Annotated in this window: 13 protein-coding genes; 9 read left to right on the top strand and 4 right to left on the bottom strand. The window is 65.4% G+C overall.

Going from position 1 to position 17,387, the window contains the following annotated elements:
• The first annotated feature begins 4 nt into the window (after positions 1-4).
• Positions 5-1,867 (top strand): ABC-F family ATP-binding cassette domain-containing protein, encoded by a 1,863-nt coding sequence (locus tag AX672_RS06210; protein WP_066649964.1) that lies wholly within the window; start codon positions 5-7, stop codon positions 1,865-1,867.
• A gap of 154 nt (positions 1,868-2,021) precedes the next feature.
• Positions 2,022-2,960 (top strand): DUF808 domain-containing protein, encoded by a 939-nt coding sequence (locus AX672_RS06205; protein WP_066649962.1) that lies wholly within the window; start codon positions 2,022-2,024, stop codon positions 2,958-2,960.
• Between the two features lie 150 nt (positions 2,961-3,110).
• Here the strand turns inward: AX672_RS06205 and AX672_RS06200 are convergent, their stop codons facing one another.
• Genes AX672_RS06200 through AX672_RS06190 form a run of 3 tightly spaced genes read right to left on the bottom strand, consistent with a single transcriptional unit; the run spans position 3,111 to position 5,616 of the window.
• Positions 3,111-4,277 carry a glycosyltransferase gene (locus tag AX672_RS06200; RefSeq protein WP_066650099.1) on the bottom strand — a complete coding sequence of 389 codons (1,167 nt, stop codon included), beginning with the start codon at positions 4,275-4,277 and terminating at the stop codon, positions 3,111-3,113.
• Positions 4,278-4,301: 24 nt separating this feature from the next.
• Positions 4,302-4,778, bottom strand: a complete 477-nt coding sequence (locus AX672_RS06195) for a hypothetical protein (protein WP_066649961.1) — start codon at positions 4,776-4,778, stop codon at positions 4,302-4,304.
• Between the two features lie 19 nt (positions 4,779-4,797).
• A complete protein-coding gene (locus tag AX672_RS06190) occupies positions 4,798-5,616 on the bottom strand; it encodes a class I mannose-6-phosphate isomerase (protein WP_066649956.1) in 819 nt (272 codons plus the stop codon).
• 128 nt (positions 5,617-5,744) lie between these two features.
• On the opposite strand from AX672_RS06190, the gene AX672_RS06185 reads away from it, so the two are divergent.
• From AX672_RS06185 to AX672_RS06165, 5 genes are all read left to right on the top strand, one after another.
• The gene (locus AX672_RS06185) at positions 5,745-6,575 is read left to right on the top strand and encodes an outer membrane protein assembly factor BamD (protein WP_066649954.1); all 831 of its coding nucleotides are present in this window, start codon (positions 5,745-5,747) and stop codon (positions 6,573-6,575) included.
• A 118-nt stretch (positions 6,576-6,693) separates the two neighbouring features.
• Positions 6,694-8,358, top strand: coding sequence for a DNA repair protein RecN (gene recN, locus AX672_RS06180; protein WP_066649952.1), 1,665 nt, complete (start codon positions 6,694-6,696; stop codon positions 8,356-8,358).
• Positions 8,359-8,495: 137 nt separating this feature from the next.
• Positions 8,496-8,963 (top strand): helix-turn-helix domain-containing protein, encoded by a 468-nt coding sequence (locus tag AX672_RS06175; protein ID WP_066649950.1) that lies wholly within the window; start codon positions 8,496-8,498, stop codon positions 8,961-8,963.
• A 124-nt stretch (positions 8,964-9,087) separates the two neighbouring features.
• The gene (gene ligA / locus AX672_RS06170) at positions 9,088-11,160 is read left to right on the top strand and encodes an NAD-dependent DNA ligase LigA (protein ID WP_066649947.1); all 2,073 of its coding nucleotides are present in this window, start codon (positions 9,088-9,090) and stop codon (positions 11,158-11,160) included.
• 174 nt (positions 11,161-11,334) lie between these two features.
• Positions 11,335-14,601, top strand: a complete 3,267-nt coding sequence (locus AX672_RS06165) for a TonB-dependent receptor (RefSeq protein ID WP_066649945.1) — start codon at positions 11,335-11,337, stop codon at positions 14,599-14,601.
• A 113-nt stretch (positions 14,602-14,714) separates the two neighbouring features.
• Here the strand turns inward: AX672_RS06165 and AX672_RS06160 are convergent, their stop codons facing one another.
• Complete coding sequence (locus AX672_RS06160; protein WP_066650097.1) at positions 14,715-15,284, bottom strand: HD domain-containing protein; 570 nt, start codon at positions 15,282-15,284, stop codon at positions 14,715-14,717.
• Positions 15,285-15,368: 84 nt separating this feature from the next.
• Here AX672_RS06160 and AX672_RS06155 point away from each other — a divergent pair, with 84 nt between their 5' ends.
• Together AX672_RS06155 and AX672_RS06150 are read left to right on the top strand one after the other, a co-directional pair.
• Positions 15,369-16,505, top strand: a complete 1,137-nt coding sequence (locus AX672_RS06155; protein ID WP_066649943.1) for a sensor histidine kinase — start codon at positions 15,369-15,371, stop codon at positions 16,503-16,505.
• Positions 16,502-17,302, top strand: coding sequence for a LytR/AlgR family response regulator transcription factor (locus AX672_RS06150; protein WP_066649937.1), 801 nt, complete (start codon positions 16,502-16,504; stop codon positions 17,300-17,302). Before AX672_RS06155 ends, AX672_RS06150 begins: the two co-directional genes overlap by 4 nt.
• The last annotated feature ends 85 nt before the right edge of the window (positions 17,303-17,387 follow it).

Genomic DNA, 17,387 nt, shown 5'->3' with positions numbered 1-17,387 from the left:
GCGCATGCTCAATCTCAACGGCATCACGGTGCGCCTTGGCGGGCGGACGATCCTTGACCGCGCGACCGCGGCGCTGCCGCCGCGCAGCCGGGTCGGGCTGATCGGGCGCAACGGCGCGGGCAAATCGACGCTGATGAAGGTCATGATCGGCGCGATCGACCCCGACGAGGGCGAGATCGAGATGCCGCGCAAGACGCGGATCGGCTATCTGCAACAGGAAGCGCCGCACGGCACCGCGACCCCGCTCGAAACCGTGCTCGCCGCCGATACCGAGCGCGCCGCGCTGCTCGCCGAGGCCGAGCATTGCCACGATCCCGATCGCATCGCCGAGCTGTACGAGCGGCTGGAGGCGATCGACGCCTATACGGCGGAGGCGCGGGCGGCGAAGATCCTCGTCGGGCTGGGCTTCGACGACGAAATGCAGGCGCGCCCGCTCGACAGCTATTCGGGCGGGTGGAAGATGCGCGTCGCGCTCGCCGCGCTGCTATTCTCCGAACCCGATCTGCTGCTGCTCGACGAGCCGTCGAACCATCTCGATCTCGAAGCGTCGCTGTGGCTCGAAAATTTCCTGAAGAGCTATCCGGCGATGATGGTCGTGATCAGCCACGAACGCGACCTGCTCAACAATGTCGTCGACAACATCCTCCATCTGGAGGGGGGCAAGGTGTTCCTCTACCCCGGCGGCTATGACGATTTCGAACGCCAGCGCGCCGAACGCATCGCCCAGCTCGCCGCCGCGCGGGCGAATCAGGAAGCGCAGCGCGCCAAGCTGCAGGATTATGTCGCGCGCAATTCGGCGCGTGCCTCGACCGCGAAGCAGGCGCAGTCGCGAATGAAGATGCTGGCGAAGATGCAGCCGATCGCGGCAATGGCCGAAGACCCGACCTTGAGCTTCGACTTCCCGAGCCCTGAGCCGCTGCGCCCGCCACTGGTGACGCTAGACATGGCGGCAGTGGGCTATACCGAAAAGCCGATCCTCCAGCGGCTGAACCTGCGGCTCGACCCCGACGACCGGCTCGCGCTGCTGGGGCGCAACGGCAATGGCAAGACCACGCTCGCGCGCCTGCTCGCGGCGCAATTGCCCGCGATGGAAGGCGATGTGTCGAAATCGGGCAAGATGCGCGTCGGCTATTTCACGCAATATCAGGTCGAGGAACTCGACGGCGCCGACACCCCGCTCGAACACATGACGCGGGCAATGGACGGCAAGTCGCCCGCGGCGGTGCGTGCGCAGCTCGGGCGGTTCGGCTTTTCGGGGATGAAGGCGACGACCAAGGTCGCCGCGCTATCGGGTGGCGAGAAGGCGCGGCTCGCGCTCGCGCTCATCACCCGCGACGCGCCGCACATGCTGATCCTCGACGAGCCGACCAACCACCTCGACGTCGACGCGCGCGAGGCGCTGGTGCAGGCGCTCAACGATTATTCGGGCGCGGTGGTGGTGGTGAGCCACGACCGTCACATGATCGAGCTGACCGCCGACCGGCTGGTGCTCGTCGATGGCGGCACCGCGAAGGAATATTCGGGCAGCCTCGACGATTATACCGACCTGATCCTCGGCAAGAACCAGCCCAAGGGCAGTGGCGAAGGCTTCAAGAAAAAGGACAAGAAGGCGGCGGCTGCCGAGCGCGACCGGCTGGCGGCGGTGAAGAAAGCCGCGAGCGAGGCCGAGGCACGGGTGGTCAAGCTGACGGCGGAGCAAAGCGCGATCGATCTGGCGATGTTCGATCCGTCGAAGGCGGCGCCGGGCCTTGCCAAGCTGACGATGAGCGACCTGATGAAGCGCCGCGCCGATGTCGCCGAACAGCTCGAGGCAGCCGAAGCGGCGTGGCTGGAGGCAAGCGAGGCGCTGGAGGGCGTGGCGGCGTGACAGGCTGCGCCTAAAAACCACTCGCAAGCTCCAATTTCCGGTTGCCCTGAGCTTGTCGAAGGGCCGTAGTTCTGCTGCGATCGCTCACAAGGCAGAACAGGGCTTCGACAAGCTCAGCCCGAACGGACATTGTGCGACAACTAAGGGGAAAGACATGCCCGGCGGACTGGTAGCGCTGCTCGACGATATTGCCGCAATCGCCAAGCTGGCGGCGTCATCGCTCGACGATGTCGCGGGCGCTTCGGCCAAGGCGGCGAGCAAGGCGGCGGGCGTGGTGATCGACGATGCGGCAGTGACGCCAAGCTATGTCGTCGGCCTGACGCCCGACCGCGAATTGCCGATCATCGGCAAGATCGCGGTGGGGTCGCTCAAGAACAAGCTGGTGTTCCTGCTCCCCGCCGCGCTGCTGCTGAGTGCGTTCGCGCCTTGGGCAATCACCCCGCTTCTGCTGGTCGGCGGATCCTATTTGTGCTTCGAAGGCGCCGAAAAGATCGTCCATGCACTCAGCCACGAACCGCATGCCGAGGAAGCGATCGTCAAGCTCGACGCCCGGCAGCTAGAAGACCGGCAGGTCAGCGGGGCGATCCGCACCGATTTCATCCTGTCGGGTGAAATCATGGCGATTGCGCTGAGCACGATCGAGGGTCAGCCGCTGCTCAATCAGGCACTGGCGCTGATCGCGGTCGCGTTCGGCATCACGGCGGGCGTGTACGGCGTCGTCGCGGTGATCGTGAAGATGGACGACATCGGCCTGGCGATGGCGAAGCGGAAACTGGCGACGACGCGCGCGATCGGGCGCGCGCTGGTGAAGACGATGCCGGTGCTGCTGAGCATCCTGTCGGTGATCGGCACGGCGGCGATGCTGTGGGTCGGCGGCGGCATCGTCGTCCACGCGCTCGCGGAGTTCGGCTGGAAGGCGCCCGAGCATCTGATCCACGAGCTTGCCGTCGGCGCGGCACATGCGCTGCCGGCGGGCGAAGCGGCGGTCGAGTGGCTGGTTACCGCGATTGGATCGGCGATCGTCGGGATCGTGATCGGCGCAGTGATCATAGTGGCGCTCAAGCTGATGCCTAAGCGCAAGGCCGCGCATTGAACGATTGCGGGATCGGCCCCGCCCAGACCCGTCCGTCATTCCCGCGCAGGCGGGAATCCATATTGGCTGAGATTTGAAGCGCGAACGACGCGCCATGCCTATGGATCCCCGCCTGCGCGGGGATGACGGTTCATGTCCAGTGAACGGGCGCTAACCCCCCGCCACCAGCCGCTCCAGATGCGCCTTCAACGCCGCGGCATTGGCATCCCAGCTGAAGCGCGCGGCGCCCTGGCGCACCCGTTCGGGCGGCGGCGGGGCGGCGATCAGCATCCCGATCGCTTCGGCAAAGGCCGCGGGCGAGCGGTCGGCGATCAGGCCATAGGCGGGATCGGTCAGCACTTCGCGCGCGCCGCCGATGTCGGGGATGACGATCGGCACGCCGCAGGCCAGCGCCTCGACCCAGGCATTGGCGAGCCCTTCGGACGCTGAGGCCAGCGCCATCACATCGGCGGCGGGGAGCAGCCGCCCCATCTCCGCATGCGGCACCGCGCCGAGCAGCCCGGCGCGCTCGCCGAGGCCCAGCGCGGCGATCTGCGCCTCGAGTTTCGCGCGTTCCGGTCCTTCGCCGACGATCAGCAGCGTCGCCTCGGGCAGCGCGGCAACGGCATTGATGACGATGTCATGCCCCTTGCGCGCGACCAGCGCGCCGAGCGACAGCACGATCGGCCCGGCGATACCGAGCGCAGCCTTCGCCTCGCCCCGCGTCACTGTCCCGAAGCGCGTCGCGTCAACGCCGGTGTGGTGCACCATGATGCGGTCCTCGGGCATCCCGAGCGCGACCATGTCGGCTTTCATCGCCGCCGATACCGCCAGCATGCCGTCCGCCGCCTGCCCGGCCGCGCGCACTTGCCCACGGGTCGCGCCCTGCCCCCAGAGGTGAATGTCGGCGCCGCGCGCCTTGATCGATACCGGCACGCCGAAATGCTTGCCTAGCGCAACGGCGGCGGGGCCATCGGGGAAGAAAAATTCGGCGTCGATCACATCGAACGCGAAATCGCGGCGGAGTTCGGTCAGCAGCGGCTTCAACCGTCGCACCAGCGCACCCGCATGAAATCGCCCCCCGGTCCCCGGCAGATTGAGGAAGCGCGGCCGTCGCACGTCGAGCCCGCGCCAGTTCTCCTGCGGCGGCACATCGGTAAAAGCGCGGTAGCGGGCATGGCCCGACAGCGGCCATGGCGGCACCCCGATCGGCGCGACGACGCGCAACTCAACGCCCGGTAGCTGCGACAGCCCGAGCGTCTGCCGTTCGACGAACACCCCGAAATTGGGGCGCGTCGCATCGGGGAACAGCGTGGATAGCGTCAGGACCCGCAGCATCGCGCGTGCCATAGCGCGCCCGGGTTAAGGATTCGGGGCGGTCCGGTGATAACGGTGCTGCAGAAACCGGTTCCAGCCCTTTTGGGTGCGGCTTTCGACCGCAAAGAACAGCGCGCCGTCTTCGGCCGGCCAATAGAGCATCCGCGCCCGCCCGGCAGGCATGTCGGCTTCAAACGCGACCGCAAGCGCGTGGACGTCAGGCGCATCGACGGCCACGCCGTTGGAACGCTTGCCGTCGGAAGTGAAGGAGTGGAACACGAGGCCGTCGGTGGCTTTGCCGAACAGCGCGATTTCCTCATAGGTTTTCGACGGGCCAAGCTGCCAGCGTGCGTTCAGCATCACATGGCTGTTGCCGAGGCAAAGCGCGAAGCTGCGCGTGCAGTGCATCGTCCCGGTGCCACCGGGGCCGGAAGCGTCCGTGGCCCAGTCGCCGAGCAGCGGCTTCATCCGGCCGAGCGCGCCGCGTCCGCTCCGCCACCATTCCAGCCCCGCACCCGCCATTGCCGCCTCCCCTCGCTCGCTACAGTCGACTGTCTCCAGAATAAGCGAACAGCAGATCGCTGCCCGCATCGGCGTCCAGCTTTTCGGTGCCCTCGACCAGCACGCATTGGCCGGCTTCAAATGGGACGCCGCCAACGTTGCCTGCCCCCGTCACCGGGATCAGCCAGCCCTGCCGCCCCGCGCCGAGCACGATGTCGCGCGCGCCACCACCCCAGCGTTCGAGCACGAATTTCGGGCCTTCGACCAAAATCGTCCGCCCCGGCGCGACCTCGCCGGGGGCCGACGGCGCGACATAAGGGACAAGCTCCGCGACCGCGACGCCGTCTTCGAGATGCAGCTCGCGCGGGCGGCCATAGTCGTAGAGCCGATAGGTGGTGTCGCTGTTCTGCTGGACCTCCATCAGCGTCAGTCCCGCGCCGATCGCGTGGATGACGCCCGAGTGCGAATAGAAGAAATCGCCCGCCTGCACCGGTTTCCAGTCGAGCTTGTGCTCGATCGACCCGTCGAGCGCCGCCGCGCGCAGCTCGTCGGCGGTCATTGGCGCCTTGGGGCCGATCGCGATCGTCGAGTCGGGTTCGGCGGCGAGGATCAGCCAGCATTCGTCCTTGCCGCGCGGCAGCCCGCGCTTGTGCGCTTCTTCGTCGGAGGGATGGTTCTGGACCGACAGTTTCTCGCTGGTGAACAGATATTTGATGAGCAGGTCGGGCTCGCCCGGTGCTTCGAACCAGACTTCGCCGACCGGCGGCGCACCCGGCGCGGGATCGGCAAAGCCCGGCCACAGCTTATGGCTGCCCCAGGGCTTTTCGACACGGCGGGTGGTAAGCAGCGTGGCTGGCATCGGTTAGGTTCTCCGCTGGGCATGGCCTCTAGCGCGAACGCGCCCGCCGCGCCATCCGATCCGCCTGCCGCGCCCCTCGCACGAAAAACCATTGTTCGCGCAAGCCCGGCTCGGCTAATGAAGCGGCAATGCGTATCCCAACGTCCCGCTTCGCCACGCTCGCGCTGATTGGCGCCTGTGCCCTGCCGCTCGCTGCCTGCGGCGGCAACCGGTCGAAGGGCGACGTGCCTTATGTCGCGCGCGACGTGTCGACGCTCTATGCCAGCGCTAAGAAATTTCTCGATCGCGGGCGCTATCCAGAGGCGGCGGTGCTGTTCGACGAAGTCGAGCGCCAGCACCCCTATTCGGTGTGGGCCCGCCGTGCCCAGCTGATGAGCGCGTTCAGCTATTATCTCGATGCCAATTACACCAAATCGATCGAATCGGCGCAGCGCTTCCTCACGGTCCATCCCGGCAACCGCGACGCGCCCTATGCCTATTATCTGATCGGGCTCTGCTATTATGAGCAGATCTCCGACGTCACACGCGACCAGAAGATCACCCAGCAGGCGCTCGACGCGCTCGGCGAACTGTCGCGCCGCTATCCCGGATCGCGCTATGCCGCCGACGCGCGGCTGAAGATCGACCTTGTTCGCGATCACCTTGCGGGCAAGGAAATGGAGATCGGCCGCTTTTATGAAAAGCGCGGCGAATGGCTTGGCGCGACGATGCGGTTCCGCCGCGTCATCGACGATTACCAGACCACGACGCACGTCCCCGAAGCGCTGATGCGGCTGACCGAAACCTATCTCGCGCTCGGCGTGCCGGCAGAAGCGAAGAAGGCCGCGGCGGTGCTTGGCGCCAACTATCCCGGGACCGTCTGGTACGATCGCGCCTATAAGCTGATCGCGCGCAACGGCGATATCCGTGAAAAGCGCGAGAAGCGCGTCAAGCCGCCCAAGGTCAAGAAGGACGCCTGAGAGCCTTTTCAGAAATTGGCGGACCGCCAATTTCGTCTGGCATGCGCAACTTGCGCATTTCCAAAAGCAGGCCTGACCCTCTTTCACGCGGCGATGGCTTAGGGCAGAGACAAGCGCGATGTTGACTGCGCTTGCCATCCGCGACGTCGTGCTGATCGACGCGCTCGATCTCGATTTCGGGGCGGGACTCGGCGTGCTGACCGGCGAGACCGGCGCGGGCAAGTCGATCCTGCTCGATGCACTGGGGCTGGCGCTCGGCGCGCGCGGTGACAGCGGACTGGTGCGGCAGGGTGCCAGCCAGGCGGTGGTGACCGCGACCTTCGATCCGCCCGCACCCGACGGCCCGATCGCGGAGCTGTTCGAGGCTAATGGCCTCGACCTCGATCGCGGCGAACCGCTGCTGATCCGCCGTATCGTCAAGGCCGACGGCGGCAGCCGCGCCTTTGTGAACGACCAGCCGGCATCGGCCGGGCTGCTGCGTGCCCTTGGCGGCCTGCTGGTCGAAATCCACGGCCAGCATGACGATCGCGGGCTGCTGAGCCCCGCCGGGCACCGCGCGCTGCTCGACATTTTCGGGCGGATCGACAGACGGCCCGCTGCCGATGCTTGGACGGCGTGGCGCGCTGCCGAAGCCGCGCTCGCCACTGCCCGCGCGGAGCAGGACAGTGCCGCGCGCGACCGTGAATGGCTGGAGCACGCCGTCGCCGAACTGACGCGGCTCGCCCCCGAGCCCGGCGAGGAAGCGACGCTCGCCGCCGCCCGCGCCGACATGCAGCGCGGCGAAAAGATCGCGGTCGACCTGCAAGCGATTGCCGACCTGCTCGACGGCAGCGACGGCGGTCTGTCGCGGCTGCGGCAAGCGGCGCGCATCCTCGAGCGGATTGCCGACGAGCATGACGCACTCGGCGACGCGCTCGCGGCGATCGACCGAGCGATCAACGATGCCACGCTGACGCAAGACCGTATCGACGCGGCAGCCAGCGCGCTCGCCTTCGATCCCGCCCAGCTCGAAGCCGATGAGACGCGACTGTTCGAACTGCGTGCGGTTGCACGCAAGCACCGCGTCCAGCCCGACGATCTCGCGGCGCTGGCCGAGGAGCTTGCCGCCAAGCTCGAACGGATCGAAGGCGGCGCGGGCAGCATCGCCAAGCTTGCCGCCGATGCCAGTGCTGCGGCGGCAGCCTATGACGATGCCGCGGCGGCGCTGACCACGGCCCGCATTGCGGCCGCCGAACGGCTGGACGCAGCGGTGAAGCGCGAACTGGCGCCCTTGAAGCTCGACGCCGCCCGCTTCCGCACGGTAGTGGCGCCGCTGGGGGCGGAGGCCTGGTCGGGCGCGGGCAAGGACCGGGTCGAGTTCGAGATATCGACCAATCCCGGCGCGCCTTTTGCTCCGCTGACCAAGATCGCCTCGGGCGGCGAATTGTCGCGCTTCATCCTGGCGCTCAAGGTCGCGCTGGCCGAGCGCGGCGGGGCGGCGACGATGATCTTCGACGAAATCGACCGCGGCGTCGGCGGTGCGGTGGCGAGTGCGATCGGCGAGCGGCTGGCACGGCTGGCCGAGAGCACCCAGCTATTGGTGGTAACGCACAGCCCGCAGGTCGCCGCGCGCGGCGCGCATCACCTGTTGATCGCCAAGAGCCACGATGGGACGGTCACGCGCACCGGTGTCCGCACGCTAAGCGACGACGAACGCCGCGAGGAAATCGCACGGATGCTGTCGGGCGCGGAGATTACCGACGAAGCCCGGGCGCAGGCGGTACGGTTGCTGGAGGCGGCGTGAGGGCTGTTCTGCCACGCCCGATACAACGAACCCGGCCTGCAACTGACGGATCAATGGCGGGCTGGTGACGTAGCGTGTGCCGTCCCGTTCGGCCATAACGGCGACCACGGGTCAACGCCGGATCACGGGAGTAGCAGATGTCGATAAGCTTGGATGCGGCAAAGTTGAAACAGCTGCGCGAGGACCGGCATTGGTCCCAGGAACATCTTGCCGATTTGGCAGGCATCGGCGTCAGAACCGTTCAACGCATCGAAAATGGCGAAAAGGCCTCGAATGAATCGCTGATGGCGCTGGCGGCCGCTTTCAATATCGCGACGTCAGACCTCACCGAAAATCGCGACGAGAAGGACAAACAGCACGCGGTCCAGCAGGCCGTTAAAATTGCCGCCAACATGCGCCTTGGATTCGGGGTCAGTTTGGCCGGGTATTTGTTCGTGATGCTGGTTTTTGCCGCCATTGGCTTTGGCGACGGCAGCGGCGGTCAGACGATGATTTGGCCCGCCATTTGGTGCACGGTCGTGCTCGCTGGCTATGGCTTGGTTGTCGTTCTGTTTGAATTTTTGGCACGACACAAGGTCGGCTCCGTTTCGCAGACACAAGCCTAGCCATTTTGTTCCGGCAGCCCGCCGGGAGCTTAGCGTCCGATGCTCGCATTTCCGGGGTCGAGCGAAAGCCGATAATCCGGATCGGTCGCTTGATCCCCGCCGCCGCCATCGGTAGCCAAGGCCGATGCCGCCGCTCCCCGCAACCGACGCTGAAGCCGCCGCCGAGCTCGAACGGCTTGCCGCTGAGGTCGCGCATCACAACCGGCGCTACCACACCGATGACGCGCCCGAGATCAGCGACGCGGAATATGACGCACTCGTCCGCGCGAATGCGGCAATCGAAGCCGCTTTCCCGCACCTGATCCGCGCCGACTCGCCGAGCAAAATTGTTGGCGCCGCGCCCGCCGCGCACCTCGCCAAGGTGGCGCATGCGCGGCCGATGTTCAGCCTCGATAACGCGTTCAGCGACGCAGATGTCGCCGATTTCCTCGGCCGCGTCCGCCGCTTCCTGTCGCTTGCCGACGATGCCGAGGTCGCGCTGACGGCGGAGCCCAAGATCGACGGACTGTCGTGCTCGATCCGCTACGAAGGCCGCCGCCTCGTGCGCGCGCTTACGCGCGGCGACGGGCAGGTTGGCGAGGATGTGACGGCCAATGTCCGCACGATTGCCGACATCCCCGCCACGCTTCCCGCCGACGCCCCCGACACATTCGAAGTGCGCGGCGAAATCTACATGGAGAAAGCCGCTTTCGCCGATCTCAACGCGCGGCTCGCCGCCGAGGCGCAAGCGACGGGCAAGGAAGCGCGCCAGTTCGCCAATCCGCGCAATGCCGCCGCCGGATCGCTGCGGCAGAAGGATGCGAGCGTCACAGCCAGCCGCCCATTGCGCTTCTTCGCATGGGGCTGGGGCGAAGCGAGCGCCCTGCGCGGCACGACCCAGTCCGAAGTCATCGCCGCGATCCGCGGCTGGGGCTTTCCCGTTACCGCACAGTTCCAGCCCGGCGCCAGTCTCGATGCCGCGCTTGCGACCTACAAGGCGATCGAGGCCGAACGCGCCGACTTGCCCTTCGACATCGACGGCGTGGTCTATAAGGTCGACCGGCTCGAATGGCAGGCGCGGCTGGGCTTCGTCGGGCGTGCGCCGCGCTGGGGCCTTGCGCATAAATTCCCCGCGCAGCAGGCGCAGACCACCTTGCGCGCGATCGACATTCAGGTCGGCCGCACCGGCAAGCTCACGCCCGTCGCGCGGCTCGAACCGGTAACAGTCGGCGGCGTCGTCGTCACCAATGCCACGCTTCACAATGCCGACGAGATTGCGCGGCTGAACGTCTGGCCCGGCGACCGCGTCGTGCTCCAGCGCGCGGGCGATGTGATCCCGCAGATCGTCGACAATCTCTCGCGCGATGAGGCGCGAGGGAGTTGGCCCTTCCCCAAGGTCTGCCCTGAATGCCAATCCGACGCGGTGCGTGAGGACGGCGAAGTCGATGTCCGCTGCACCGGCGGGCTGATCTGCCCCGCCCAGCGCGTCGAGCGGCTGAAGCACTTCGTGTCGCGCGGCGCGCTCGACATCGATGGCCTCGGCGAAAAGACGATCATTGAACTCTTCGATCTCGGCTGGCTGCACAGCCCCGCCGATATCTTCCGCCTGCGTGCGCACCGCGACGCATTGCTCGCGCGCGAAGGCTGGAAGGAAAAGTCGGTCGACAATCTGCTCGCCAGCATCGAGGCGCGACGGACGCCCGATCCGGCGCGCTTTCTCTTTGGTCTGGGCATCCGCCATATCGGTGCGGTGACGGCGCGCGATCTGGTCAAGGCGTTCGGCAGCGTACCCAAGGTCGCCGATGTAGCGATCCGCGCCCACGACGACGAAGCCGCCCGCGCCGAACTCACCTCGGTCGAGGGCGTCGGCCCGGTCGTCGCCGACGCACTGATCGCGTTTTTTGCGGAAGATCATAACCGCACCGCCTGGGCGGACCTGCTCGGCCAAGTAACGCCCGCCGACTTCGTCTCGACCGTCCGCGCGTCGGCGGTCACCGGCAAGACCATCGTCTTCACCGGCAGCCTCGAAACCATCAGCCGCGACGAAGCCAAGGCGCAGGCCGAGGCATTGGGCGCGCGCGTGGCGGGATCGGTATCGGCCAAGACCGATCTGGTCGTCGCAGGGCCAGGCGCCGGATCGAAGCTGAAGAAAGCCGCCGAATTGGGCATTGAAGTGATTGATGAGGCCGGATGGGCGGCGATCGTTGCCGCTTCGTAGCGAAAAGCCGACCTTGCCAGTGATGCCTTTTTGCAACGCACCATCAGCTTAATGCAGGGTTAATCTCCCACGGTCGGCGCTGTCATAGAAGCGAAATAATAGCGGTGCAGGGGCCGTCGCCGACGGTGAAAGACACCGCGCTATCAAGCGACTCGTCGTCTCAAGGGGAATATTATGCGACATCAGCTATTTCTGGGCGTGGCAGCGGCTGCGCTCATCATTCCGGCAGCGGCCAACGCGCAGGAAACCACCTCGATCATCCGTGGTTCGGTCACGCGCGAAGGCGCACCGGTTGCGGGCGCGACCGTCACCGCGACCGACGTCGCATCGGGCACCCGGCTGAGCACGACGACGTCGTCGGACGGTCAGTTCACTCTCCCCGGCCTGCGCGTCGGCGGTCCCTACACCGTCGAAGTCCAGAGCAGCCAGGGCAACACCTCGGTCACCGACATCTACACGGTCGTCCAGCAGACCTATGACCTGCCGATCGAACTCGGCGCTGAGTCGTCGAACGAAGTCGTCGTGACCGCGTCGAAGATCCGCGGCGCAGGTAACGTTTCGAAGGGCGTGCAGACCACGCTGAACGCCGACGACATCTCGAAGGTCGCCTCGGTCAACCGCGACATCCGCGACATCCAGCGCCGCGACCCGTTCGCCACCTTCGATCTCGGCAACTCGACCGACCGCGGCGGCGCGATCCGCTTCGCCGGTGTCAACCCGCGCTTCAACCGCTTCACCATCAACGGCGTGACCGTCGGCGACACCTTCGGTCTGAACCAGGACGCGAGCCCCAACATCCGCGGTCCGGTGCCTTATGACGCGCTCGGCCAGGTGACGACCTCGGCGGCGAACTTCGACATTCGCCAGACCAATTATCAGGGCGGCGTGATCGACGCCGTGCTGCGTTCGGGTACCAACCAGCTGTTCCTGACCGGTTTCTATTCGCAGAACACCGATGGCCTGTCGGGCGACCGCATCGGCGCGACCCGGCTGGTCCTGCCGCGCTTCAAGTCGGAAACCTATGGTGCGACGATCGCCGGCCCGATCATCAAGGACAAGCTGTTCCTGATGTTCTCCTACGAAAAGAACAGCGACCCGCGCTCGTTCGGCACGCAGCCCGAAAACATCCCTGGCCTCGCGCTGACGCAGGTGACCGCGCTCGGCACGCTCGCTGCCGCGCCGCGCTACGGCATCACCGGTGCTGCCTATGGCGACGTGCTGCGCATCAACCCGCGCCTCGACGAAAAGTTCGCAACGCGCATCGACTGGAACATCACCGACGGTCAGCGTCTGTCGATCTCCTATGTCAACGCCTACAACTCGCTCGTCAGCCCGAACAACACCTCGACCTCGGGCACGACGCCGTCCTACGGCCTGACGTCGAACGCCTATACGCTGAGCGAACTGCTCCGCGCTGGTATCGCCCAGCTCAACTCGACCTGGTCGAGCTCGCTGTCGACCGAAATCCGCTTCAGCTACAAGAGCTATGTCCGCGGTCAGGAACCGCTGGGCGGCCGCGGCAATTCGCAGTTCCAGATTTGTCAGGACGCAACCTCGGTTGGCAGCACGACGGGTTGTTCGACCGGCGTGCCGCGCATCTTCTTCGGTCCGGACAATTTCCGCCAGACCAACACGCTGCGCACCGACACCTACAGCGGCTCGTTCCTCGGCCGCCTGAGCATGAACAATCACGAACTCAAGCTGCTGGCGGAATTCACCCGCAACGCGACGTTCAACAACTTCGTGCCGAACAGCCTGGGCAGCTATTACTTCGACTCGCTCGCCGACTTCCAGGCCGGCAACGCCAACCAGATCCAGTACGCCGCCGTGGTCGTTCCCGGCGCAACCGGCGCTGCCGCGCGGTTCCGCTATGACCAGATTTCGGTCGGCCTTCAGGACGATTGGCGTCCGGCCCCCGGTCTGACGGTCACCTATGGTTTCCGTTGGAACATCTATGCGATGAACGAACGGCCGGTGTTCAACCAAGCGTTCACCGATCGCACCGGCTTCAGCAACCTGAACACCTATGCCGGCCAGGAAACCTTCGAACCGCGCCTGAGCATGGACTGGAAGGTCACGCCGACCCTGCGCCTGCATGGTGGCGTCGGCATTCTGGCGGGCGGCAACCCGGACATCTATATGTCCAACAGCTTCTCGAACACGGTGACCACGAACTCGCTGACGATCACGCGGTCGGCGACGGCACCAGGCTGCACTGGCACCGCCAACCTGACCGCCGCGGTTTGCGCGGCCGCGCTCAACAACATCGGCGCCAACGTCAATCCGCTCCTGACGCAGTTCGCGCAGGGCGGGACGGCGGCAGCCGGCACGAACACCGCGGAACTGTCGCCAAACTTCCGGCTGCCGACGTCGCTGAAGGCCACGCTGTCGGCTGAATGGGACTTCTTCGGCATCCACTTCGGCGCAGACTATCTGTTCTCGAAGACGCGCAACGACGTGGCGTTCTACGATGCACGCTCGATCGCGATCGGCCGCCTGCCGGATGGCCGCACGCGCTACACCGGTCGCCTCGGCTTCAACGACAACGGCTGGGACGTCGTCACCTACAACACCGAGGGTGGCCGCAGCCACATCGGCGTGATCCGCTTCGACAAGCAGTTCGACTTCGGTCTGTCGCTGAACGGCGCCTACATCCTGCAGGATGTGCGCGACGTCGGCAGCGCGAGCGCATCGACGCCGAACTCGAACTACCGCTTCCAGACGTTTGCTGACCCGAACATCCCGGTGCTCGGCACCTCGGACAACCAGACGCGCTGGCAGTTCAAGTACGGCATCGGTTACGATCATGCCTTCTACAAGGACTATCGCACCAAGATCCAACTGTTCGGCGAAACCCGCGCGGGCAACCCGTTCAGCTTCTACATGCTCGACAACGTCAGCACGCGCTCGTCGGTCTTCGGTACCGTCCTGACCTCGAACGCGCCGTCGAACCTGCTCTATGTGCCGACCGGCACCAACGATCCGATCGTCAGCTATGACTCGGTCGACACGCAGAACGCCCTCGACACGCTGATCAACAACACGGCGCTGCGCAACTATCGTGGCCGGGTGACCGCCAAGAACATTGCGCGCAACCGTGCGGTGACTCGCATCGACCTTCACCTTGAGCAGGAAATCCCGCTGTTCGTCGGCAAGTCGCGCATCGCGATCTTCGCTGACATCAACAACCTGCCCAACCTGATCAACGCCGATTGGGGTGGTCTGCGGTCGATCGGTTCGGCGGCTGTCGTCAGCGTCCAGTGCCTCAGCGCGCCGGTCGCGACGGGTACTACGCCGGGGGCCGGCATCGTCAACACCAACACGTCGCAGAACTGCGCACAGTATCGCTTCTCGGCCTATCGCGCGCCGGAAACGAACCTTGCGCCGAACTTCAACGCATCGACCTACTCGATCCGTATCGGCGCGCGCTTCACCTTCTAAGCGCCCGGTCACGGCCGAACATCAGCCGCCGCTCCCTCACCCGAGGGAGCGGCGGTTTTCTTTTGGGCTAATGGCGCGATGTGGCCGAGGCGCAGAGCGCCGGTGCGTGCCGCTCAAACCTTGGCGTAGATGCTGTTGATCGGCCGCGCCATCACCCGCGCGACCATCGGCGCGAAGAAATCGAGCGGCGCGCTTTCGTAATTCGGATCGAACGCCGCCTGATCGTATTTCTCGCAAAATTCGGCGCAGGCTTCGAAGTGCGGGTGGCCGCGATATTGCTCGCGCAGGTCGCGGTCCATGCCGAGATAGTGGAAATAATAATAGCCCTGGAACACGCCGTGATTATTGGCAATCCAGTGGAGTTCCTCGCTCACGAACGGGCGCAGCATCGCCGCGGCAATCTCGGGGTGGTTGAAGCTCCCCAGCGTGTCGCCGATGTCGTGGAGCAGTGCCGTTACCACATAGGGCTCGTCGCGCCCGTCGCGCCACGCGCGCGTCGCGGTCTGCAGCGAATGTTCGAGCCGGTCGACCGGGAAGCCGCCATAATCGCCGTCGAGCAGCTTCAGATGCGTCAGCACCCGATCGGGCAGCCCTTTCGAAAAATCGCGAAAATGGGTGGCAATCGTCGTCCAGTCTTCCTGCGTGCCCTCGATCATCGCGGTGAATTGGGCGCGGTCTGCCATCAGCTCGGCGTCGCTCATCGTCTCTCTCCCTCTGCGCGCAACATACGCCCCTTCCGATGCGCTTGTCAGCGGGTATAAGCGGGCATGGCATCGCTAGCGCCGCCCCCACCCGCGATCGACCGCCGCCACCGGCCTGACATCATCTCGCGCCCGTTCTTCGAGCGCAAGAACCGCGCGTTCTGGATTTTGCAGGCGGCGGGGTGGACCGGCTATCTGTTGCTGCGGTCGGTGTCGAGCATATCGAACGGCCTGCCGCTGACCGCGATCATCCCGGTGGTGATCGAATCGATCGTCGGTTACTGCATCACGCTGCTGCTGTCGGCGCTGTACGGCTATTTCCGCACACTGCCGCGCGTTCCGTTCGTGCTGTTGAGCGCGGTGACGCTGGGGCTGGCGACGATGCTCTATTCGGTGCTCGACGCCTTTTCCTTCTCGTTCATCAAGCTCGACAGCCCCGGCATCAACCTGTCGCTGGTGCTGGCGACGCTGTTCCTGAACTTCATCGTGCTGGCCGGGTGGTCGGCGCTGTATTTCGGGATCAACTTCTACCTGATCGTCGAGGACCAGATCGACCAGCTCGAACGCTTGGGGAGCCAGGCGTCGAGCGCGCAACTGGCAATGCTGCGCTATCAGCTCAACCCGCATTTCCTGTTCAACACGCTCAATTCGATCTCGACGCTGGTGCTGCTCAAGCAGACCGAACGCGCGAACATGATGCTCAGCCGCCTGTCGTCATTCCTGCGCTACACGCTCGCCAATGAGCCGACCGCGCATGTCACGATCGCGCAGGAAGTCGAAACGCTCAAACTCTATCTCGAAATCGAGAAGATGCGCTTCGAAGAGCGGCTCCGCCCCGATTTCTCGATCGACCCGCGCGTTGCCAAGGCACGGCTGCCGTCGCTGCTGCTCCAGCCGCTCGTTGAAAACGCAATCAAATATGCGGTCACGCCGCAGGAAGGTGGTGCCGATATCAAGGTGGTTGCACAACTGGTCGGCGAACGCGTGCAGATCGTCGTATCCGATACCGGACCGGGCTTGAGTGAAACTAAATCGCGCCCCAGCCTTTCAACCGGGGTCGGACTTGCCAATATCAGGGACAGGCTGGCGCAGGCTTACGGGCCCGACCACCGATTTGAGACCGGGCAGGCGCCCGGGGGCGGTTTCCGAGTCGAAATTGAAATTCCGTTCGAACTCGAAGAACGGGTGAAAGAGGCCGCATGACGATACGTACCATTCTCGTCGACGATGAGACGCTCGCGATCCAGGGGCTACAGCTCCGCCTGCAAGCGCATGACGACGTCGAGATCATCGACACCTGCCAGAACGGTCGCGAGGCGATCCGCAGCATCAAGACCCACAAGCCCGACCTCGTTTTCCTCGATATCCAGATGCCCGGCTTTGACGGCTTTTCGGTCGTCCAGGGGCTGATGGAAGTCGAACCGCCGCTGTTCGTGTTCGTGACGGCCTATAGTGATCACGCGATCCGCGCGTTCGAAGCGCAGGCGACCGATTATCTGATGAAGCCTGTTGAGGAGAGCCGCCTCGCCGACACGCTCGACCGCGTCCGCCAACGTCTGGCGGAGAAACGCGGGGCGGAGGAAGTCGACCGGCTGAAGGAAGTGCTGGCCGAAGTCGCGCCTGACTCGGTCGAAAATCTGGTCGAGAGTGCCGAGACGCCGTCGTCGAGCCGCTTCGAAAAGCTCATCAACATCAAGGATCGCGGCCAGATTTTCCGCGTCGACATCGACACGATCGAACGCATCGATGCGGCGGGCGATTACATGGTGATCTACACCGGCGAGAATAACTTCGTCCTGCGCGAGACGATGAAGGATCTGGAAAAGCGGCTAGACCCGCGCCGCTTCCAGCGCGTGCACCGCTCGACGATCGTCAATCTCGATCTGGTGAAAGAAGTGAAGCCACACACCAATGGCGAGTGCTTCCTCGTGCTCGGCTCAGGCGCGCAGGTGAAGGTCAGCCGGAGCTACCGGGATGTGGTGGCGCGGTTCGTGCACTGACGGGGGCTAGGGAAGCGATCGCCCGAGTTACTGCCTCTTATTGCGTACAGAACGACCCTTAAAATCCGCCGTCGCCCCGTGCTTG

This window comes from Sphingomonas sp. CCH10-B3 (genome assembly GCF_001556185.1).
Classification (GTDB): Bacteria; Pseudomonadota; Alphaproteobacteria; order Sphingomonadales; family Sphingomonadaceae; genus Sphingomonas; species Sphingomonas aquatica.
This window is presented reverse-complemented; position numbering and strand designations above follow the sequence as displayed.